Origin of the sequence: Streptomyces rubellomurinus, assembly GCF_000961885.1 — a bacterium.
GTDB classification, from domain to species: domain Bacteria; phylum Actinomycetota; class Actinomycetes; order Streptomycetales; family Streptomycetaceae; genus Kitasatospora; species Kitasatospora rubellomurina.
In genome coordinates this window covers 121,858-143,831 of sequence record NZ_JZKH01000006.1, presented here as the reverse complement: position 1 = coordinate 143,831, position 21,974 = coordinate 121,858, and the positions used below count along the sequence as shown (strand labels likewise).

6 protein-coding genes and 2 pseudogenes are annotated in these 21,974 nt (G+C 71.4%); 5 read left to right on the top strand and 3 right to left on the bottom strand.

The window, feature by feature from the left end:
* Positions 1-208: 208 nt before the first annotated feature.
* Entirely contained in the window at positions 209-427 is a 219-nt protein-coding gene (locus VM95_RS43140; protein WP_167352888.1) for a hypothetical protein, read from the bottom strand.
* Between the two features lie 60 nt (positions 428-487).
* On the opposite strand from VM95_RS43140, the pseudogene VM95_RS39955 reads away from it, so the two are divergent.
* Positions 488-1,378, top strand: a pseudogene (locus VM95_RS39955) (tyrosine-type recombinase/integrase); the annotation flags it as partial.
* A gap of 636 nt (positions 1,379-2,014) precedes the next feature.
* Here VM95_RS39955 and VM95_RS05270 read toward each other — a convergent pair.
* The gene (locus VM95_RS05270; protein WP_167352890.1) at positions 2,015-9,265 is read right to left on the bottom strand and encodes a polymorphic toxin-type HINT domain-containing protein; all 7,251 of its coding nucleotides are present in this window, start codon (positions 9,263-9,265) and stop codon (positions 2,015-2,017) included.
* A 493-nt stretch (positions 9,266-9,758) separates the two neighbouring features.
* Here VM95_RS05270 and VM95_RS05265 point away from each other — a divergent pair, with 493 nt between their 5' ends.
* Entirely contained in the window at positions 9,759-13,976 is a 4,218-nt protein-coding gene (locus tag VM95_RS05265) for a ricin-type beta-trefoil lectin domain protein (RefSeq protein ID WP_045692833.1), read from the top strand.
* A gap of 201 nt (positions 13,977-14,177) precedes the next feature.
* On the top strand, positions 14,178-18,128 hold the full coding sequence (locus VM95_RS05260) for a glycoside hydrolase family 84 protein (protein WP_244178637.1): 3,951 nt from the start codon (positions 14,178-14,180) through the stop codon (positions 18,126-18,128).
* Between the two features lie 245 nt (positions 18,129-18,373).
* Here VM95_RS05260 and VM95_RS05255 read toward each other — a convergent pair.
* Positions 18,374-18,877, bottom strand: a pseudogene (locus tag VM95_RS05255) (HNH endonuclease); the annotation flags it as partial.
* A 446-nt stretch (positions 18,878-19,323) separates the two neighbouring features.
* Here VM95_RS05255 and VM95_RS05250 point away from each other — a divergent pair.
* The gene (locus VM95_RS05250; RefSeq protein WP_052707152.1) at positions 19,324-20,514 is read left to right on the top strand and encodes a mechanosensitive ion channel family protein; all 1,191 of its coding nucleotides are present in this window, start codon (positions 19,324-19,326) and stop codon (positions 20,512-20,514) included.
* Between the two features lie 200 nt (positions 20,515-20,714).
* Positions 20,715-21,905 (top strand): ROK family transcriptional regulator, encoded by a 1,191-nt coding sequence (locus VM95_RS05245; RefSeq protein WP_045692831.1) that lies wholly within the window; start codon positions 20,715-20,717, stop codon positions 21,903-21,905.
* The last annotated feature ends 69 nt before the right edge of the window (positions 21,906-21,974 follow it).

Here is a 21,974-nt window from a genome sequence, read left to right as displayed (position 1 = left end):
GACAATCCGATCTCCAGGCGCTAGCACCAACTCGTGCGCGGTGGGTTCGAATTGAACCACCAGGGGAATTTCACCCTCGGCAACTACTTCAAATTTGATCACCCTAGCTCATATCCTCAAGATAGAATCCAAGGAGGCGGCTCGATGTTTCGCACTTACATCCCCCCGCCGCCACCATTCATCGAATTAGCATGAAGTGCCGAAGTAATCATGGAATGCCTTTATATTGCTTTTGCTGAAGGTGGATCCATTTACTTTTCAAAGCCGGCTCGGGGTGACAAAGTGGCATGCTGTCTTCGCCGCCGCCCCAGAGCCTGAATCCGCCATGACTGCCGTCCGCGCCGCCCCGTCCCCTACCCAACTGCGGAAGGGTGTAGCCATGTTCAGCTGTCGTATCCACAGCCGCCTGCAGCTCGACCTTGTTCACCTGGCTGGCCGGGACCTCACGGCGCGAGCGAGAACCCTGTGGACAGTTGTGAACAAGGACCGGCTCACCGCCCGCGACATGCGCGCCTTCCTCGGCGGGCTCCGCACCGCCTGCCAGTGCTGCAACCAGGAACTGGACACGAACCGGCGGCGCTGCTGCGCCATCGGCCAGTGCTGCGAGAAGCGGTTGTCACCACTGACCGTGACCTACGTCCACGCGGTCCTCAAGTCCGCCCCTGGAACAGGCCGTACGCGAGGACGAACTGCCCGCGCAACCTCGCCCAGAACGTCAAGACCACTGCGCCCCGGCCGAGACGCTTCCAGCCCCCACCGCCCCCGAAACCCGGCAACTCCTCATGCGGCCAGCGGCAACCGCCTTCACGCCCTGCACGAACTCACCCTGCACACCGGACTCCGCAAGGGTGAACTCCTCGGCCTGCACTGGGAAGACCTCGACCTGGCCGGCGGAACCGCCAGCTTCCGCCGCACCCTCCAGCGCACCCGCACCGGTGGCCTGACCAACCTCCCCACCAAGATAGTCAGCTCCGAACGCCGCATCGCCCACCCTGCCCCCTGCCTGCTCTCGCTCCGCGCCCACCGCAAGCAGCAGGCCCACGAGAAGAAGGAAGCCGGCGCGAGTTGAGTGGACAGCGGCCACGTCTTCACTCGCCCCGACTGCCACCCCATCGGACCCGCCGCTCTCACCCGCCACTTCAACGCACTTCTCCGCCGGGCCCGCCTCCGCCAGATCCGCTTCCACGACCTCAGGCACTCGACCACGACCCTGCTCCTGGAACAGGGCGTCGAACTCGTCGCCATCAAGGAGCTGCTGGGCCACGCCCATATCGGCATCACGGCCACGGTGTACGCCCACGTCCGCCTCCGCCTCCAGCGCGACGCCATCGACCTCCTCGGCCGCACTCTAGGCAAGCCTTCCAGGGCCACTATCACCCCGACAGCCGCAACGGCCCAGCGCTTGGTTCAGCCCTGCCTGCTGACGTTACCGTCAAGACCCCAAAGAGACCCCGGAAGGATCTCTCTGGCGAGAGCCTATGGCGCATCTCCATTGACTATTTGCAACACCACCGCCAATGCGCCTTCCACGCACTGCACTTGGCCCACGCCAGCCCACGACTGAGATCCAATGAATCTACTGCATCGACACCGGAGGGGACCATGAAATTCCCTCGCGCTTCAGTCGATCAATGATCCATTCTCGCCCCATCGAATCGGCCGCCTCCCACGCATGTAGAAATGGCCGCACCCGATTGCCGCGAAGCCTAGCAACCCCGCAAAGGCTGGCGCTCCGAAGAGAAGTATCCGGCATGCCGTGACAAAGATCTGCAAGCCATGCAATACAGGCCACATAATCATCATCAGGCCAAAATTCTACAGGTTTTGCCCGCCGCGCCATCGCCCTAATCTCAAGCATGGCAGCGTTCTTCAAGAACGAGCCTACATCCCAGTCATCCAAGCGCCTCACCAACTGCCCCAAACTTTCCAGTGGATAGAACCCTTAGCGGATGACCGAGGGGGTGCAGTGGCCAGTAGCACCCCCTCGGTCAATTCACTGCAGCCAGCCCAGCAATCACCCAACCCCTGGCCAGAGGTGAATGTAGATTGGTGTATCAAAAGTAATCCCAGGGTGATTTGGACTTGCTGCGCGACGGAGCAGCTCAGCCATTCTATGATTCCCCTCGATCATATAGTTGTCTTCAGCATGATACCGCAGGAGAGAGAATTCCCCACCAGTTGGCTGCGTTGTGCTCTTCAGAAGTTGCTCGTCTGACATCGAGCGCGCCATTCCAGCTTTTTGAGGATCCGATCGCCAGCTCCCGTGAGAATCGACATTATCGTGCCCGATTCCGCGCAGATCGCCGACTGTCGCATTCGGCTCATGGACGATATCGGCCGCCTTTGAGCCGCGTCCGAAAATTCGCGACAAGAACCCACCGCCGCCGGGGCAGTTATGCACCAGGACCGGCGTGGCCCCTGCGAGCACAAAGTACGTGTGGAGCTGCGCAACCGTGAGGTTGTGGGTGGTGACGGAGTAGGGGTAGTTGCGGACGGAGTTGACGGTGCGGGTGGTGCCGTCCGGCTGGCGGAGGTGTTCGCCGGGGGTGAGTTCGCCGGCGTCGACCCACTGCTGGCGGGTGTCGCTCCAGTAGGGGTGGTGGTAGGTGGAGGTGATCTTCGCCTGGTCGGCGGCGGGCGGGCCGCGGGGGTTGGCGTCGTCGGTGAGGGTGAGGTCGGTGAAGTCCTTGTCGTCGGGGGTGGTGATGGTGGCGGTCACCGTCTCGGGGCGGGTTTCACCGGTCTGAGGATCGGTCGCCATCACGACGTCGCCGTCGTGCACCTCGCCGATGGCCTTGCTGGTGCCGTCCGCCATCAGGACCAGGGTCGTGGCCGGGAAGCTGTTGCATCCGACCGGAGTCTCAGGTTCGCTGGCCGCCGATGGGGCCCCGTCATCCGCCTTGGCGGCCTTGGGCTCCGTGCCTGCCGCGTCGGCTGCTGATTCCTTTGCCGCTTTTTGTTCTGCAGCCCTGGCCGCCGCCCTTTCGGCTTCGCGGGCCTCCCTTGCGGCCGTCTTTGCCGAGACCCAGGCGGCGGTGGCTTCGCGGGCGGCGCGTTCGCCGGCCCGGATGGCGTCGTAGGCCTTGTTGATCTTCTCGTAGATCTTGAGGGCTTCGACGCCCACCTTGATGGCCTTGAAGAGCTTGGTCCACGGGACCACGTTGAGGGCGGTGTTGATGCAGGCCATCACGTCGCCCTTGGTGAAGCAGTCGCGGGCGTCGTTGAAGCCGATCAGGTCGCCGACGAGGTCGATCGCCTCGTGCACGAGTTCGTCGCGCTTGTGCTTGTTCTCGTTGAGGGCCTTGTTCGCTGCGTCGACCTTGGCTTCCGCAGCCTGCTCATCCGCCGAGGGCGGCGGCATCGAGGCCAGGGTGCCGGGCGACCAGCTGGCTGGGCTGATGTAGGAGTAGCCGTGACCGTTGTCCCTCTCGGCCGCGAGGCCGTCACATTCTGCCGGGGTGTCACAGGTGGCCCTCAGGCCGTTGGCATCCGACTTGTTGATCGGGCTGTTGTTGGCGTACGCATACGCGTTCCACTGCTGAGGGTCAGCGGGATCGGTGATGGGGTCAGGGCTGATGAAGCGGCCCGTCTTGGGGTCGTACTCGCGGGCGCCGAGGAGGGTGAAGCCGGTGGTCTTCTCCTTGGTGCCGCCGACGAAGCCCTTGTCGCCGGCCCAGACGCCTACCGCGGGCTGGGCGCCGCGTTCGTTGCCGAACGGGTCGCTGGGGCGGCGGACGTGGTTCAGGTTGGTGGCGTCGAACTGGACGCCGTTGGTGCCGTGCGGGTCCGCTCCCTGGTAGGCGAGGCTCGACGTGCCGTTGATGGTGGTGCGGGTGATGGACAGCCCATCGGGGGCCCCGTAGCTGCGGACGTTGGTGACCGTGCCGGTCGCGGTGTCCAGGGTGAGCTGGTCGGCGCCGAGGTTGAGGGTGGTCTTGCCGGGGTCGCGGCGGATCAGCTGGTTGCCGGCGACGTCGTACAAATAGCTGGTCGCGCCGCTCTGTCCGGTGCCGGTGATCTTGTCGAGCTTGCCCTGGGCGTTCCAGGTCAGCGTCCTGGTGCCCGGAGTGTCGGTGATGGAGGTGGTGTTGCCCGTCGCGTCGTAGGTGTACGAGGTCACCGCGGTGCCGGCCGGGCCGGTCTGGGTGGACTTCGTCAGCGCGTGCGGGCCACCGGTGCCGCCGCCCGTCTTCGGGTCGGTGGACGGGGTGTTCGGGCCGGTGCCGAAGGACTGGGTGGTGGTGACGTCCTTGGTGGTGTCACCGTTGACGTCCTTCTGGACCAGCTTGGTGCGGTTGCCGATCAGGTCGTACTCGTACTGCTGCCAGTACGGGGCCGGTCCTCCGACACTCGGCTTGCCGTTCGTCACGGCCGGGCCGCCCGCGTTGGTGCAGGCACCGACTGCCGGGACGCCGGGCTGCGGCTTGGTGGTCTGGGTGCCGGTGTCGGTCCAGGCCTGGGTGAGCCGCCCGAGGTAGTCGTGGGTGAAGCACTGCAGGTCGGCGACCAGGCCGTCCTGCGCGTCGCGGGCCGAGGTGACCTGGCCCATCGGGTTGTAGGTGTAGTCGATCGAATCGACGTGGGCGAGGGGCGCGTTCTGCTTGTCGAGGATCGAGCGGGTGACGCGACCGGTCGCGTCGTCGATGGTCATCGTGGCGACGACCTGGGCGCCGGCACCGCCCACGGTGGTGCGGTAGGGCCGACCGTACGGGTCGTAGCGCACGTCGGCCACGAAGGTCGTCGCCGGCGCGAACCCGAAGGCGCTGGACAGGGCCCCGAACTGGCCCATGACGTCCGTGGCGAAGGTCAGTTTCTCCCGCCCCATGCCGGCCACGGCGGGCATGGTGGTGGTGACCAGGCGGCCACCGTCGTCGTAGGTGTTGTCGGTCTGGTAGACCCCGGCGAGCTTGCCCTCGACCGCCGGGATGGTGGTCTTGGCACCGGTCTCGCGGTAGCCGATGTCGTAGCCGGTGATCTCCGAGGTGTACGCCGCGCCGCTCGCGCCGCCGACGTAGCGGGTCGACGAGGTCGGCTTGCCGAGGACGAGCGAGTCGAAGGTCCAGGAAGCGATCTGCTTCGTGGGGTCGACGGCCGTTCCTTCGTACGCGGCCACCGTCCGGCCGAGCAGGTCGGTGACGCTGGTGGCGCTCTGTCCACGCGAGTCGGTGGCAGTGACGAGGTTCTTGCTGTCGTCGTAGCTGGTGGTGCCGGTGCCCGAGTCCGGGTCGGTGGACTTCACCGGGCGGCCCAGCAGGTCGTACTCGTAGGTCCAGGTGTTGCCCGCCGCGTCCTTGCGCCAGAGTTCCTTGCCCTCCGGCGAGTAACCGTACGTCGTCTCGTCGTAGGCGCCGGTCGGGGTGTTGGTCTTGTACTGGCGCAGTGCGAGCGTCTTGCCGCGGGCGTCGGTGACGGTCGCGGAGGCGTAGCCGCCCGCAGGCGGGGTGACGCGGGTTTCGTCGGCGCCGACGTAGTCGGTGTGCGTCCGCCACTGCTCGACGCCGAAGGACTGGAAGATCGAGTCGGTGACCCGGCCGGCGCCGTCGAACTTCTGGACGGTCTGGGAGGGGATCTTGCTGTCCGGGTTCACTCCTCCGTTGGGCAGGAAGAGCTGGCCACTGGGCTGCGCCTGGTCGTTGTAGTAGGCGCTGCTGGTCTTGGTCTGCCAGCCGTGAGAGTCGAACAGCGCGTCGGTGATCATGCGGCCGGTGGCGCCCGAGGGGGTGCTGGCCTGGGTCTGGCGGATGCGGCCGAGGCCGTCGTAGATGGTGAAGCTGGAGGTGTAGGTGTTGCGGTCCGCGGTACCGCCCATCAGCGCCTGGGTCAGCACCTGGGACGGCGCGTTGCTGCCGTTGACCGCGTAGGAGAACTTGCGGTTCGGGCGGTCAGGGTGCGCGGCGCGGTCGTTGCCGGGGCTCCAGCCGGCGACGGCGCGGCCGAGGCCGTCGAAGTCCTGCTCGCTGATCCGGCCGTTCTCGTCCTTGATCTTGAGCGGCGAGCCGCGGCCCACGTCGAGCGTGCTGACCGTTTTCCAACCCATCGGATTGGTGTGGGTGACCTCGGTCGGCAGCTGGCCGGTGGCCGGTGAATACGCGGTCTTCGTCTCGGCGCCGGCCGGGTGGGTGGCGTCGGTGCGGGTCGGGTCGACGGTGCTGGTGACGCGGCCGTAGGCGTCGAAGGTGGCCCGGGCGGTGGTGCGGTAGACCGGCTTTCCGGAGGCGTCGTAGCGCTCCAGGACGTCGGTGGAGGTCTGCTCGGCCGTATTGCCGGTCTGGCCGAGGGGCAGGCCGTCGAAGTACGCCCGGGTGTCGGCGACGGTGTTGTCCTTGGTCGCCGTCTGGCCGCAGGCGCCCTTGAGGACCAGGGTGCGCGAGGCCAGCTGTGTCGGGGTGCCGCCGGGGCCGGCGGCGTACTCGAAGGCCGTGCAGAGCAGTTGCTCGGGGTGGGCCAGGTCGCCGTTGTCGTAGACGGTGAGCGGGCGGGCGAACGGCGTGGCGTCGTAGCTGGTGGAGCGCTCGCGGGTCCGCCAGCCGTTGGCCAGCTTGTCGCGGTTGGTGACCTTGACGACGTTGACGGCCCGGGCGGTGATCGGCGGCATGCCGCCGGACTGGTTGCGGGTGGCGGTGACCGGGCCGAGCCACGGGTCGGAGACGGTGGTGGAGAGGACCTCGCCGTTCTCGCCGTTGTAGTTGGCGGAGTCGCGGATGAAGCCGGTCAGGACGGCCTCGTCCTTGATGGTGCCGCCGTGGACGTCGGCGACGGACACCTGGCGGGTGCTGCCGTTGCCGAGGACGTCGCCGTCCATGCCGCGCAGGAAGGTGGCGACCGACTTGGTGCGCGGCGCCTCGACCTCACTGCCGCTACCGGTGAGGGTGGTGACGGTCGCGTACCCGCGGAACTGGTCCCAGGTGCGGGCCTTGGGGTCGACCATCTCGGAGTCGTTGCGGTGCCAGGCGGCGCCGCCGCCGTAGACGTAGTTGGTGACGACGGCGGGCTGGCCGCCCGCGACCGAGTCCTGCTGGGTCACGGACTGGACGATGATCTTGTTGAACCAGTCGTTGACCGGGTCCGGCGCGCTCTGCCCGGGGAAGTACCACTTCACCGGCATGCAGGCCATCGTGTTGCCGTCCTCCGAGGACGGCATCGTCCCGCCGGCCTCGCGCGAGCACTCGGCGGGCCGGTAGACGACGTTGATCAGGCCACCGGTCTCGGTGGTGATCCGCTGGATGCGCGGGCGGTTGTACGGCTCGACCGAGGCCGTGCTGCCGTCCGGGCGGACGACCGGGCCCTTGACGCGGTTGGCGATCTGCAGCGGCTGGAACGAGACCGCCGGCAAGCTGATCGGGGTCTTGCCGTTGCTGCCGGTGCGCTGGACCGAGTCGAGCCACAGGGCCGGCGAGGTGCCGTCGCCCGGGTCCTGGAAGGACTGGTTGAGGGCGAAGGAGTCGACGCCGCGGTAGCCGCTGCCGGTCCAGACCTCGGTGTCGATCTTCGTGAGGCGCTTGGTGGTCCAGAACGTGGGCGAGTTGACGGCGCAGTCGCCGGTCGCGTCGCAGTTCTGGTCGATCGGGGTGTCCGGCCACGACTTGGCGTTGGCTTTGGTCCGCTGGGACGGGTCGCAGGTGATCGTGCCGTTCGGCAGGCAGCGCTCGGCGGTGCGGAACCACACCTGGGCGGCCGGGTTGGCCTTGCCCTTCGCGGCGATCTGGTCGGGCAGGCGCTGGCCGTAGCCCACCCAGACCGGGTAGGAGGCACGCTGGTACTGCGTCCGGGGGCCGGTGCCGTTGTTCTGGCCGCCGCCCTGGACGTAGTAGTTCTGCTCCTGCTCGTACCGGTAGCTGATCAGGTTCTGGTGCGGGTCGACGACGTAGTCGAGCGACCACTGCCAGCCCATCTGGGACCAGGAGTTGGTGGCCGGCGAGCCGTCCTTGAGGCACGGGTCCTGGCCGCCCGGCCAGTAGATCGGCACGGTGGAGACGGAGTTGCTGGCCTGGTCACTGCCGTCGCCGCCGGGCAGGTGGTTGGCGCCGAAGTAGTACTGGATGCCCTCGGCGGTGGTGATCCGCCAGGCCTCGCCGTTCCAGGCCCCGTTGTTCTGGCCGGTCAGCCGCTCGACCTTGGTGCCGTCCTCGCCCTGGAGGTGCCACTCGCAGGACTTGTCGTCCTTGACCAGCTGACCGGCGTGGCCGGCGAGCGAGAGCTGGAGCAGGTCGCCGCCCCAGCACTGGTCGCCCGAGCCCTGCACACCGGCGTCCTTGCAACTCTTGTAGCCGCGCACGATGGAGCCCGGGTGCCACTCCCAGCCCTCGCCGATCCAGGACGGCTGGGCGTTGGTGGAGGCGGTCTTGCCGTCCACGGCGGAGGAGTCGTAGCCGAGCGAGACGCTGGGGGCCGGGCCGGCCAGCGCGGACGGCAGCTCGACGGTGTAGCCGTAGGTGAAGTTGCCCGCGTTAGCCCCGGCCTGCCAGGAGGCGGAGGGGGTGATCGGCGAGGCGGTGAAGTCACCACCGCTGCCCTTGGCGCCCGCCTCGACCGCGAGTGCGACGGTGGAGGCCGCCGCCGGATTGGCGAGCGCCCCGGCCGCGAAGGACTTGGCCGTCCGCGACTGCGCGGCGGCCTGCGGTATCTCCACGTCGGCCACCAGTCGGCCGGTGGCGTCGTCGCGGCGGGTCGGCACAGGGGTGCGGGTGGTGCAGCCCGGTGCGCCCGGGTTGGTCACGGCGCAGCCGGGGAGTTGGACGATCCGGGCCCGGGAGGCCCAGTCGGCTCCGGCGTTCTTCGCCCAGGCCTGGATGTCGATCCCGACCTGGACTCGCCCGGCGGCTGCGCCCTCGCCGATGTCGGTGAGGGAGACCAGTGCGCCGTTCACGCCGGCGGCCTGCGCCCGGCCCTGGTCGGCGAGTTCGACCTGGAGGCTCGCCGGGCCGCCCTCGGCGGGGGCCGAAGTCGATGTCCGGGCAGCCGACTTGCCGGCGGGCAGCGGCGCGACCCACACCGGCATCGTGCCGGCTTGGACGGGCTTCACGGAGCCGCCGGCCGGCGCCGCGTCGCCGTTCGCGGGGGCGGCGTCCTGGCGGGCGGCGGCGCCCGCGCCACCGAGAACGGCGGTCGCTCTGCCGGACGGTGGGCTGGAGTCGGCGGGTGGCGACCACTTCTTGCCGGGGTCGGGCGTGTGTCCTGCGGGCTTGCCGTCGGCGCCCTTGACCGGGTGCGGGTCAGGCACCGGCGTGTTCGGCGGCACCCAGACCTCGGGCGGATCCGTAGCCATGGCGACCGCCTCGACCGAGGGGAGCGTCACCACGGACATGCAAACGGCCAGTACGGACGCCGCGGCCAGCCGAGAGCAGCGCGAAGGCGTGAAAAGGCGGAAGCGACGCGACAACGGATCCCCCCACGGATTGCCAGGTCTTCAGCCGGGCCGACCCCACGGCCCAACAACCCGGCACTTTATGAGCACACGACCTTCCCAAAGTATGAATTCATTAAAATCACCGTACGTGTTCAGCATCACACCAGGAGCAATGCGTCACCACCCGTGACAACTCGGACACGCGTTCGCATTAATGCGTTGACGGTGTCGGATCTGTGAAGGCAGCGTGCGGCTGACCTCTGCTCACCTCTCGATCGATGACGGGTACTTCATGACGAGGCCGACACCTCCACTCCATCCACATCACGCTCGAACCAGGCGAGTTCGCCCCCTCGGGTCGGCTCTGCTGCCACTCGCCTGCACGGCCGTCCTCGCCCTGGGCGCCGGCCTGGTGACCGCTCCCGGCATCGCCGCGGCAGCCACCGGCGACGGCAACCACGGCCCCGCTGACACCTCCTGGCCCACGCCCCCGCCACCACCGGCCAAGAACCGGACCGACCCCCGGTCGGTCCAGGTCGACGCGATCCGCGCGGCGCAGGCGAAGGCGAAGAGCACGGGCAAGCCCGTCGTCGTCGACGCGCTCGCCACCGGCAGCAGCCAGACCACCGCCAACCCGAACGGCACGGTCAGCACCGACTCGACCCCCGTGGTGGAGCGGATCAAGAACGCGGACGGCAGCTGGCGCGCCGTGGACGCGACGCTCCGGGCCAACCCGGACGGCACGCTCGCGCCGACCGCCGTGCCGTCCGCGCTGACCTTCTCCGGCGGCGGCACCGGCCCGTTGGCCACCATGGCGACGGCGGACGGGAAGAAGCTGTCGCTCAAGGCCCCGTTCGCACTGCCCAAGCCCGAACTCAACGGCGACAGCGCGCTCTACCGGTCCGTCCTGCCCGACGTCGACCTGGAGCTGCGCGCCACCACCGCCGGCGGCTGGCGCCAGGTCCTGATCGTCCGCACGGCGCAGGCCGCGGCCGACCCGAGGATCAAGCAGCTGCACCTGGACACCGTCACGGACGGGCTGACCGTCAAGGCGGACGCCAACGGCAACCTGACGGCCGAGGACGCGGGCGGCAAGGCCCGCTTCAGTGCCCCGGCACCGGTCATGTGGGACTCCGCCATCGCGGTTCCCAAGGTTCAGAGCAAGGCCGCGGCGGCACCCTCGGCGGACGACGGGCCGGCCCCGGACGGCTCCAGCAGCAAGGGACCCGGCACCGGCGCCCGCACCGCAGCGGTCGCCACCACCGTCAGCGGCACCGGCATCGACCTGGTGCCGGACACCTCCGCCCTCGGGCAGGGCACCGGCCCCTGGTACCTCGACCCGGGCTGGAACCCGAGCGTGGACAACGGCGCCCAGGCCTGGGCGCAGGTGCAGTCGGCCTACCCCAAAACCCCGGAGTACAACGGCACCCAGTACGGCCAGGACAAGCCAGCCGCGGGCTACTGCGGCTTCACCAGTGGTCCCAACCGCTGCGAGAAGCTGGGGAACGAACGGGCCTACTTCCAGATCGGCCTGAACTCCGCCTTCTGGGGCTCGGCGGTGCAGGGCGCCACGCTGTACGCCACCGTCGCGGCGTCGTCGAGCCCGACGACCAACACACCGGTGGGTCTGTACTCGACGAGTCCCATCGACACCTCGACGACGTGGAACAACCAGCCCTGCGGGAACGGGTCCTGCTCCAAGGTCACCACGACCTGGATGACGGGTACGGGCGGCATCGAGTTCAACGTCAAGGACCAGATGGCGCAGGCGGCCCGTGAACACTGGGGCGGGTGGACGATCATGTTCACGCCCGACGACGAGACCAACATGTACTACCACCAGCGGTTCGCCAACAATCCGCACGTCGTGGTCACCTACGACTTCGCGCCCTCCATCGGCTCCCCAGGCACCAGCCCGACTCCGGGGTTCGCCCGTGACGCGGCCTACAACCAGTGCCAGACGCCCGGGACCGCCAACCCCTGGGACAACCCGGGCTGGGTCGGACGCAACACCGACGTCAGCCTGGCCGTGGACACCTGGTCGCCCACCGGCGAGCAGCTGTGGACCACCTTCAAGATGTGGGACGACGACGACCACCAGTCCACGAAGTTCTTCGACACCGGCTGGGGCGCGAGCACGAGTCGCGCGACCATGAGCGCCGGTCAGCTGATCGACGGCCACCAGTACGGCTGGTTCGCCGTCACCTCCGACGGCACACTGGCCAGCCCGTACAGCCCGATGTGCTTCCTGCGCGTCGACCGCACCCCGCCGACCGCCCGGATCACCTCGACGGACTTCCCCGAGTCCGGCACGCTCGGCGGGCACCCGAAGCTGGTCGGCCAGGAGGGCGTCTTCACCCTGAGCGGCACCGATCCGGCCCCGGCCGGCGGCGGCCGTTCCTCCGGCCTGGCCTGCGCCCGCTGGACCACCGACCCCGTCCGGGCCGCATCCACGGGTTGGGGCTGCAACGACGGCGGCAACATCGTCAAGATGGACGGCAACGGCAGCTTCCAGCTGAAGTACACCCCCTGGCACTGGGGGACCAACTTCCTCTACCTGCAGACGCAGGACAACGCCGGCAACATGTCGCAGCCGGTCGTCTACACCTACTTCGTGCCCGGCAATCCGGCCATCGTCGACCCGGTCATGGGTGATGTCGACGGCGACCGGAAGGCCGACGTTCTCCTTCCGGACGGATCCGGCGCGCTGCGCCTGGTCGGAGCCGGTGCCGACCCGTACGCCGCGCCGAACGCCAAGCCGGCCTCGGCCCCGGGAACGACCGACTGGAGCACCGTTCAGACCACCCACCGGGGTTCGTTCAGCGACCGGAACGTGGACGACCTGATCGCGCACGTCCCCGGTGCCGCCGAGCTGTACCTGTACGCGAACGACGACATCGCCGCCCACCTGGACGGCCAGAGTGCGATGTCCCTGGGCAAGACCCGGGACTGCTACCTGCCGAACGGCACCCCGATCGTCTGCAAGGACTACGGAAACAACGACACATGGTCCGGGGTCACCCAGATCGCCGCCTTCGGATCACCCTCGGGCGACACTCCTGCCAGGAACGGCACTCTCGTCGGGCTGCCCCGTTCGTCTCTCCTCTTCGTCGAGGGCGGCCGGTTGTGGCTCGGCATGTCCTACAGTGCGAAGACCCTCGACGGTCCGGCCGTCCTGCTGTCGCAGAACCAGGCCTGGGCGTCCTACGACCTGATCACCCCCGGCCCGGCCAAGGGCGCCAACGTCCCGACCGTCTGGGCCCGTTCTCGGGCGGACGGGAGCATCCACGCCTACCAGCTGGCCGCGGGCAGCGCCCCGGGCACCTACGACGCCACCGGCTTCGCCGACCCCGCCACGGGCGCGCTGCCCACCAGCGTGGACCCCAAGCTGTACCCGAAGGTCGGCTCCAACGGTGACCTCACCGGTGACGGCGTCCCGGACCTGTGGGCCGTCGACACCGGCAACCAGCTGGTCGCCTGGGCCGGTGTCGGCACCAAGGCTCCCAACGTCAACGGCGGCCCGACCGTGACCGGCTTCGAGCAGTCCCCGGTCGTGCTGGGCAATCTCAACCGCCCGATCGGCAACTGGTTGGCCTCGCCGAACGGCGGCAACACCGTCCTGGACGGCCAGGGGAAGGCCAACGGCACGGCCACCGGCGTGAGCTGGGTGAGCGACACCGTGGACGGCCGGAGCACCACGGTCGCCGCGTTCAGCCCGGGCAGCGGCTCGAACATCACCACCCAGGGCCCGGTGGTCGACACCCGGAAGAGCTTCACGGTCTCGGCCTGGGCGAAGTCCGGCCAGGGCGGCGGGATCGTCGCCGGCCAGACCGCCAACCACGCGAGCGACTTCATGCTGTACAACGACGGCGCCGGCAACGCCTGGCGGTTCGCGATGAGTTACGGCGACACCGGTGGCTGGCCGTTCCAGTTCACGAACACGATCAGCGCGAGCGCGGGTGTCCGGGCCGGCGTCTGGACCCAGGTCACGGCCTCGTACAACAGCGACACCGGCCTGATGTCGCTGTACGTGGACGGGGTGCTCGCCGGCACGGGCTACCACCCGGCGAGCCAGGGTTCCCCGCCGTCCGGCCCGTTCGTGCTGGGTCGGTACAAGTCGGCCGACCAGCCCAGCCAGTCCTTCGACGGAAGCATCAGCACCATCGCCGTCTACCCGTTCGCCATCGCGCCCGCCGCGCCGGGCGGTTCCTCGCCCGTCCGGTCCGCGCTCGACGCGAACGTCTGCTTCGACGACAACGGCGGCGGCACCGCGAACGGGACCGCCATCCAGGTCTGGGCCTGCAACGGCACCGACGCGCAGGCCGTCTCGCCGGTCGGCGACGGCAGCCTGCGCGTCAAGGGCGGGTGCATCTCCCCGGTGAACGCCGGCACGGTCAACGGCACGCAGCTGGAGTACCGCACCTGTGACGGCACCGCGGCGCAGCGGTGGCTTCCGTTGGCGAACGGCGCGCTGTACCACCCGGCCTCCGGGCGGTGCGTGGACCTGCCGTTCGCGCAGACGGCGAACGGGACCCGGCCGGCGCTGTGGGACTGCGCCTACGAGGCGAACCAGCGGTGGGACACGGCATCGCTGCGGACGGCCGTGGTGCCGGGGCCGCCGCGGGGGTGAGTGCGGCCGAGAGGCCCGCTCCGCCGGTTTCGGCGGGGCGGGCCCCTCGGGGTTTCCGGCGGCGGGTGGTGTGGGGCTGCGACCTGGGTGAACGGGGCGTCAATTCCGGCAAAGCGGGCATAGCCGTCGACGGCGTTGACACCGGGTCGGGTAGCTGGTGGGGTGGCGGCGATGTGGTCCAGGCCTGTCGAGGAGGCTCCTGTGCAAGCCCGAGTGTCCGTCGCGGCAGGGCGACGACTGCGGCAGCTGGAGCAGAGTGCCGCCCTGTGGGAGGTGCTGCACCATCCGGCCGCGCTGGCGGCCCGGCGGGCGACGGCGCGGACCTGCCGTCAGCTGGCGCCGAAGACCGCGGACCGGCTGATCGCCGACCTCAAGGGGACGGAACCACTGCTGGCCTCCGTACGGGCCGAGCGGGCCGCGCGGGCGGGTGGGCGGCCGGCGCCCCGGGCGGTGCGGATCGCCGCGGGTGTCGCGGCGGCCGCCGTGGTCGGCGGGCTGCTGGCCGGGCCGGTGCCGGGTGCCGCGTACGCGGCCGCCCCCGCGCCGGACGCCGTGAGCACCGCGCCGCAGACCCCGCTCGGCAGCATGACCGACCCCCAGGTGTTCCCCCGGCCGCAGGAGCGGACCGTGGCGGGCAAGGCCGTCACCGTGCCCGCCGCCGTCACGCTGGTGATCGCCGACAAGGCCGACCGCGGCGCCGTGGACGCCGTGCGCGAGGTGCTGACCGTCGCCGGGGCCACCGACGTCGCCCCGCAGCCGGACGGCGGCACCCCGGCGGCCGGTTCGCTGGTGGTGTACGTCGGCGGGCCCGCCGAGGGCGCCGAGGGCGAGACCGACCGGACGCTGCGCGCGCTCGCCACCGCGGCCGGGGCCAAGGACGGCACCGCGCCGTCGACCATCGGGATGCCCGCCGGCGGCTACGTGCTGTCCGCCGGTCAGCTGCCCGCCCAGGGCGGCGGGACGTACGGCGCCGTCGTGCTCTCCGGCGTCGACGCCGCCGGCACCTTCTACGCCGCGCAGAGCCTGCGCCAGCTGCTCGCCGCCGTCCCCGCCGGACAGGGCCAGGGCCCCGGCGCGGCCGGGCTCGGCCTGCCCGGCATCACCCTGCGGGACTGGCCGACCGGCGCCTCCGTGCGCGGCACCGCCGAGGCCTTCTACGGCACCCCGTGGACCGCCCAGCAGCGGCTCGACCAGGTCGACTTCCTCGGCCGCAGCAAGCAGAACTTCTACCTCTACGCCCCCGGTGACGACCCGTACCGGCTCTCCCGCTGGCGCGACGCCTACCCCGCCGCCCAGCAGGACGAGCTGCGCGCGCTCGCCTCCCGGGCCCGGCGCAACCACGTCACCCTCGGCTACTCGATCGACCCCGGGCAGTCCTTCTGCTTCACCTCCGGCGAGGACGTGGACGCGCTGGTCGCCAAGCTGGACGGGCTGCGCAAGCTCGGCTTCACCGCCTTCCAGCTGCAGTTCCTCGACGTCAGCTACGACGAGTGGCACTGCGGCGACGACCGCGACGAGTACGGCACCGGGCCGGCCGCGGCCGCCAAGGCGCAGGCGCAGCTGGTCAAGAAGGTGCAGGACCGGCTGATCGCCAGGAACCCGGACCTGGCGCCGCTGTCCGTCGTGCCCACCGAGTACCACCAGCAGGGCGCCACCCCGTACCGCAAGGCGCTCGCCGACGCGCTGCCGGGCGGCGTGCAGGTGGCCTGGAGCGGCGTCGGGGTGATCCCGGAGAAGATCACCGGTGCGCAGGCCGCCGACACCGGCGCGCTGTACGGGCACCCGCTGGTCACCATGGACAACTACCCGGTCAACGACGCCAGTCCGGACCGGCTCTTCCTCGGCGCCTACACCGGCCGCGACCCCGAGCTGGCCACCCGCTCGGCGGTGCTGCTCACCGGCGCGATGCGCCAGCCGGTCGCCTCCCGGATAGCGCTCGCCACGGCCGGCGACTTCGCCTGGAACCCGACCGGCTACAAGCCCGCCGAGTCCTGGCAGGCCGCGGTGCGCTCGCTCGCCGGGCCGACCGCGGACGGCACCACCCCGGCCGGCTCGGCGCTGGACGCCGTCTCCGCGCTGGCCGGCAACAGCTCCTCCTCCCCGCTGGCCAAGCAGGAGTCCGGCTACCTGACGCCGCTGATGGACCAGTTCTGGGCCGCCGCCGAGCCCACCTCCGGCGCCTCCCCCGACCTCGCCAAGCTGATGGCCGCCGCCACGCCGCTGCGCACCGCCTTCGTCTCGATGGCCACCGCCCAGCAGACCCTGGCCGGCACCCAGGCCACCACCCAGCTGGCCGCCGAGGCCGGGCCGTGGCTCGTCCCGCTGCGCGACTACGGGCTGGCCGGGCAGGCCGCGCTGGACATGGTGGTCGCCCAGCACGGCGGCGACGGCGCGGCCGCCTGGAAGGCCCGGGTCCAGCTCAACCAGCTGCGCGAGAAGCTCGCCGCCAGCCCGGCGACCATCGGCGCGGGCGTGCTCGGCCCCTTCCTGGACCGGGCCGTGCGGGCCGCCGACAACTGGTCCGGCGTGGTGAGCGGCGGGGTCACCCCGACCTCCACCATGGGCACCGCGCAGGACCACCTGCCCGCGCTGATGACCGACGGCCGGGCCGACACCTTCTACTGGAGCTCCGCTCCCCCGCAGCCCGGCGACGCGGTCGGCGTCGACCTCGGCGCCGGCCGGCCGGTCAGCTCCGTCACCGTGCTGATGGGCGCCTGGGGCGACGGGCCGGACGCGCAGAACGCCGTCGACGACTACATCCGCGACGGCGTGCTGGAGTACAGCACCGGCGAGGGCGGCTGGAAGCAGCTCGCCGTGGTGAAGAACCAGAAGTCGGTCTCCGCCCAGCTGCCGGCCGGCACCGTCGTGCGGGCGGTGCGGCTGCGCGCCACCGCCGCGCAGAAGACCGCCGTGGCGGTGCGCGAGTTCACCGTCACCGGGCCCGACGAGTCCCCCGCCAGCGTCACCGGCGGGCCCGCCGCGCTGCCCGGTTCCTCGGCCGCCGCCGTCCTCGACGGCAACCCGGACACCGCCTACCGCGCCGCCACGGCGCCCACCGCGCAGGACGAGCCGCTCACCGTCGAGCTCGGCTCCGCCCGTCCGCTGGACCGGCTCACCGTGCTCACCGACCCCGGCGTGCACGCCACCGCCACCGTCGCGGTGCGCCACCCGGACGGCAGCTGGACGGACATCGGCACCGTGCAGCCCGGCTACAACGAGCTGCCGGCCGGCGGCCAGCTCGCCGACGCGTTCCGGATGACCTGGAAGCCCGGCGGGGACCCGCCGGTGGTCAACCAGGTGATCCCCTGGTACGCGGACGCCCCGGCCGCCCGGCTCACCCTCGCCGACCCCGCCCTCGACGTGGTCACCGGCGCCGCCGCGCCCGCCCAGACCCGGGCCACCGTCGAGGCCGGCCGCCCCGAGGGCACCACCGGCGCGCTGAGCGCCGACGTGCCGGCCGCCGCCAAGGGCCTCACCGTGGCCCCGGCCGGCGGGGTCACCGTGCCGCGCGGCGGCCGGGTCGGCGTGCCGCTGCTGGTCAGTGCCGCCCCGGGCACGCCGTCCGGGACGTACCAGGTGCCGGTGACGTACACCGCCGGCTCGACCGTCCTGCGGCAGGTGCTGCAGGTGCACGTGGTACCGCCGACCGGCGGCTCGGACCTCGCGCTCGGCGCCACGGCCACCTCCTCGGGCGACGAGACGCCGAACTTCCCGGCCTCGGCCGTCGCCGACGGGGACCCGAAGAGCCGCTGGTCCTCCCCGGCCAAGGACGACGCCTGGGTGCAGCTGGAGCTGCCGCAGGCGACCCGGCTCGGCGCGGCGGTGCTGCACTGGCAGGCCGCGTACGCCGCCTCGTACCGGATCCAGGTGTCCGCGGACGGCAGCACCTGGACGGACGCGGCGGCGGTCGACAACGGCAAGGGCGGGGACGAGACGGTGCGCTTCGACGCGCCGGGCGTCCGGTTCGTGCGGATGCAGGGCGTGGCGCGGGCCACCAAGTACGGGTACTCGCTGTGGGGCATCGAGCTGTACGGCGTCCCGACGCCGGGCCAGCCGCCGGCCACCCCGCCGGCGCAGCCCGGCCAGTCGGGCGGCGCGGTGGCGGTGCCGGGTGCGGGGGTCGTGCCTCCGGCGGGGGCGGGGAAGCAGTAGCTCGAAACAGCGGCGGGCCGCCGGCTCCCCGGTGCGGGGGGCGCGGCGGCCCATGAGGCGCGTACCGACGATGTGACGGGCGGGCCCTTGTGGTGCGGGGGTCAGGCGGAGAGCGGTTCGGGCTGCTCGCCGCGGCGGACGGGGGCGGGGTGGGCGCCGTGCGCCCGGCCGAGCGGGACGGTGTGGCCCGGCTGCTCGGTATGGTCGTGGTGCTCGTACTCGCCCCACTGCGGGGCGCGCAGCTGGTCGCCGCCGCCGTACGGTTCCAGGTAGGGGCGCCAGCGCGGGTCCTTGATGCCGGTGCCGATGATCCGCCAGGCGAGGCCGGACGGCGGTGCGGGTGGTCGTTTCATCCGCCAGCCGAGTTCGGTGAGGTGCCGGTCGGCCTTGGTGTGGTTGCAGCGGCGGCAGGCCGCCACCACGTTGTCCCACCGGTGCTGGCCGCCCCGGCTGCGCGGGATGACGTGGTCGACGCTGGTGGCGGCGGCCCCGCAGTAGACGCAGCGGCCGTGGTCGCGGGCGAACAGCGCCCGGCGGGTGAGCGGGACGGGCCCGCAGAACGGGACCCGGACGAAGCGGGTCAGTCGGACGACGGACGGCGCCGGAAGGGCGCTGGTGGCGCTGTGCAGAGTGACTTCCGAGTCCTCCAGGCTGACCGCCTTGTGGTTGAGGACCAGGATGAGTGCGCGGCGCATCGATACGACGCCGAGTGGCTCGTAGGACGCGTTGAGGACCAGGACATGCGGCACGGATGCCTCCTTGGACGCCTGCGGCGCGTGGCTCGCGCCGGGACGAGCGGTTGGATCGCGCAACGAGTGCGTGATCTCCCCCAGTGTCGCCTTACGCCTTCGTACGGCGCCACCACTCCTGTGTAACGGACCTGGGGTGAACTGCGAGTGTGGTCTCGGTCATATCCGGTATGCCCGGGGGAGGGTCGGGTTGCACCCGGGTGCCGGCGGGTGGGGCCCGGTGGCCCTCCCGGGGGACGGATCGGCCGGTCGGAGCAGTGCGGGCGGCCGGCGGCGCGGGGAGCGCACCGGGGCGTTGACGGGGCGTCCGGGGTGTCGCGCGCGCCTCGGGGCGTTCCCCGGCCGGTCCGGACCGGTGTTCGGCGCCGGATAGGCTAAGCGGCACGGTCCGCGGGCCGCTTGCGGCGGTGCGGGCCCGTCACGCCCCCTGCAAGGAAGGTCCGCACGTGTTCCGCTCCGGCGCCCTCGGCCCAGTCGACGCGTCCTCGACGCTCTCCACCCCGACGCCGGCTCCCAGCCCCACCGCACCTCAGGCGCCGAGCCTGGACCTGCGGATCCCGACCAGCGCGCAGGAGGTGTCGGACACCACCAAGCAGGCCGCCAGCTGGTTCGACTCGCACTGGCAGTCCTGGCTGGAGAGCGGTCTGCGGATCGTCTTCATCGTGGTGCTGGCGCTGGTGCTGCGGACCGTGGTGAGCAAGCTGATCACCCAGCTGATAGCGCGGATGGCGCGCAGTCACGAGAGCCACGAGGAGAGCCGGCTGGGCGGGCTGCTGGCCAACCACGGGGTGGTGAACCCGGAGCGGCGCCAGCAGCGCTCGGAGGCGATCGGCTCGGTGCTGCGCAGCGTGGCGTCCTTCTCCATCCTGGGCACGGCGGCGCTGATGGTCCTCTCCGCGCTGGGGGTGAACCTGGCGCCGCTGCTGGCGAGCGCCGGTGTGGCCGGTGTGGCGATCGGTTTCGGCGCCCGCAACCTGGTCACCGACTTCCTCTCCGGGGTCTTCATGATCATGGAGGACCAGTACGGCGTCGGCGACGAGATCGACACCGGGGTGGCCACCGGCACGGTGCTGGAGGTCGGGCTGCGGGTGACCAAGCTGCGCGGGACGAACGGCGAGATCTGGTACATCCGCAACGGCGAGGTGAAGCGGATCGCCAACATGAGCCAGGGCTGGTCGACCGCCTCGGTGGACGTCCAGGTCGGGTACAAGGAGGACCTGGTCAAGGTCGAGGCGCTGATCGAGTCGACCGCGGAGGACCTGGCCAAGGAGGCGCCGTTCGACGAGCTGGTCTGGGCGCCGGTGTCGATCCTGGGCGTGGAGTCGGTCGCGGCGGACTCGGTGGTGGTGCGGGTGGAGGCCCGGACGGCGCCGGGCAAGGCGTCGCTGGTCTCCCGGGCGCTGCGGCAGCGGCTGAAGACGGCCTTCGACCGGTCCGGCATCAAGGTCAAGGAGGACACCGTGGCGGCCGCCGCGGCGGCGGGGGCGGCGGCCACCGGCGTGGTGATCGCCCCGGCGGCGGGCCCGGTGGGCGACGCGGCGCCGCCGTCCGCGCTGTCCGACCCGACCTCGCCGCGCTACCGGGCGGCCGAGCCGATCCCGGTGCCGAAGCCCGCGGACGACCTGGCGAAGCCGTAGGGACGGACCCTTCGGGCGGTACGAGGCCCCGTTCCCACTCCGGTGGGGGCGGGGTCTCGTGCTGTCCGGTAACGCTTCGGCATCCTCGGCTTCACCGGCCATTGACACTGCGCTGACACGGCCCGTACGGTCCATGTCCAAGCGACTGGAAAGTTTCCTAACAGTTCTCGCGAACCGGCCGGAAGAGGAGGATGCCGGGCATGATCAAGAGCACTGCCAAAGCCCCCCTCGCCGGCACCCCGAGCCTGCTGCGCGCCATCAACGACCGCGCCGCGCTCGAACTGCTGCTGGCGAACGGTCCGCTCTCCCGCACCCAGATCGGCACCCTCACCGGGCTGTCCAAGCCCACCGCCTCCCAGCTGCTGGCCCGCCTGGAGGCGGCCGGGCTGGTCCTGCCGGTCGGCACCACGGCGGGCGGGCCCGGCCCCAACGCGCAGCTGTACCAGGTGAATCCGGCCGCCGGGTACGTCGCCGGGCTGGACGTCACGCCGGCCGGGATCCGGGTCGCCGTCGCGGACATCACCGGCGGCACGCTGGCCGAGCACACCGTGTCGACCAAGGGCGTCCCGGCCGCCGAGACCGTCGCCGCCGTCGCGGCCGCCACCGCCGAGGCCGTCCGGGCCGCCGGCCTGCCCGAGGGCAGCCTGCGCACCGTCGCGATCGGCATCGGCGGTGCGCCCGACCCGGTCACCGGCAAGCTGCGCTACGCCTCCCACCTGCCCGGCTGGCACTCGCCCCGGCTGGTCGAGGAGCTGACGGCGGCGATCGGCGCGCCGGTGTCGATCGAGAACGACGTGAACCTGGCCGCCGTCGCCGAGCAGGCCTCCGGCGCGGCGGCCGGCTTCGAGGACTTCGTCCTGCTCTGGGCCGAGGCGGGCGTCGGCGCCGCGATCGTGATCGCCGGGCGGCTGCACCGCGGCTTCACCGGCGGCGCCGGGGAGGTCGGCTACATGCCGGTGCCCGACTCACCGGTCGAATGGGACGCCCGCCGGCGCAAGTTCGGCGGTTTCCAGGCGCAGGTCGGCGCACCCGCCGTCCGCGCCCTGGCCCGCGAGCACGGCCTCGGCGCGCCCAGCGCGGAGGAGTCGATCGCCAAGGCCCTGGCCACCCCGGGCGCCGGCGACACCTTCCTGACCGAGCTGGCCGGGCGGCTCGCCGTCGGGCTGGCCGTGATCGTCGCCGTGGTCGACCCCCGGCTGGTGGTCCTCTCCGGCGCGGTGCCGAGCGCGGGCGGCGAACGCCTGCGCGCGCTCGTCGAGGACGAGCTGGCCCGGATCTGCCTCGCCCGGCCGGAGGTCCGCAGCAGTGCCCTGCCCGGTTCGCCCGTCCTGCTCGGCGCGCTGCAGCGCGCCCTGGCCGACGCGCGCGAGGCGGTCTTCTCCACCCACTGACGCCACCCGCCGACGCCACCCACCGACGCTCCCGCTCCTGCTCCGCACCGCTCACCACCTCTCCCCCGC

Bases quoted from the DNA above. Each gene is read 5' to 3' on its own strand.
- VM95_RS05270 (WP_167352890.1), bottom strand. From the start codon at position 9,265: ATGGCTACGGATCCGCCCGAGGTCTGGGTGCCGCCGAACACGCCGGTG.
- VM95_RS05245 (WP_045692831.1), top strand. From the start codon at position 20,715: ATGATCAAGAGCACTGCCAAAGCCCCCCTCGCCGGCACCCCGAGCCTG.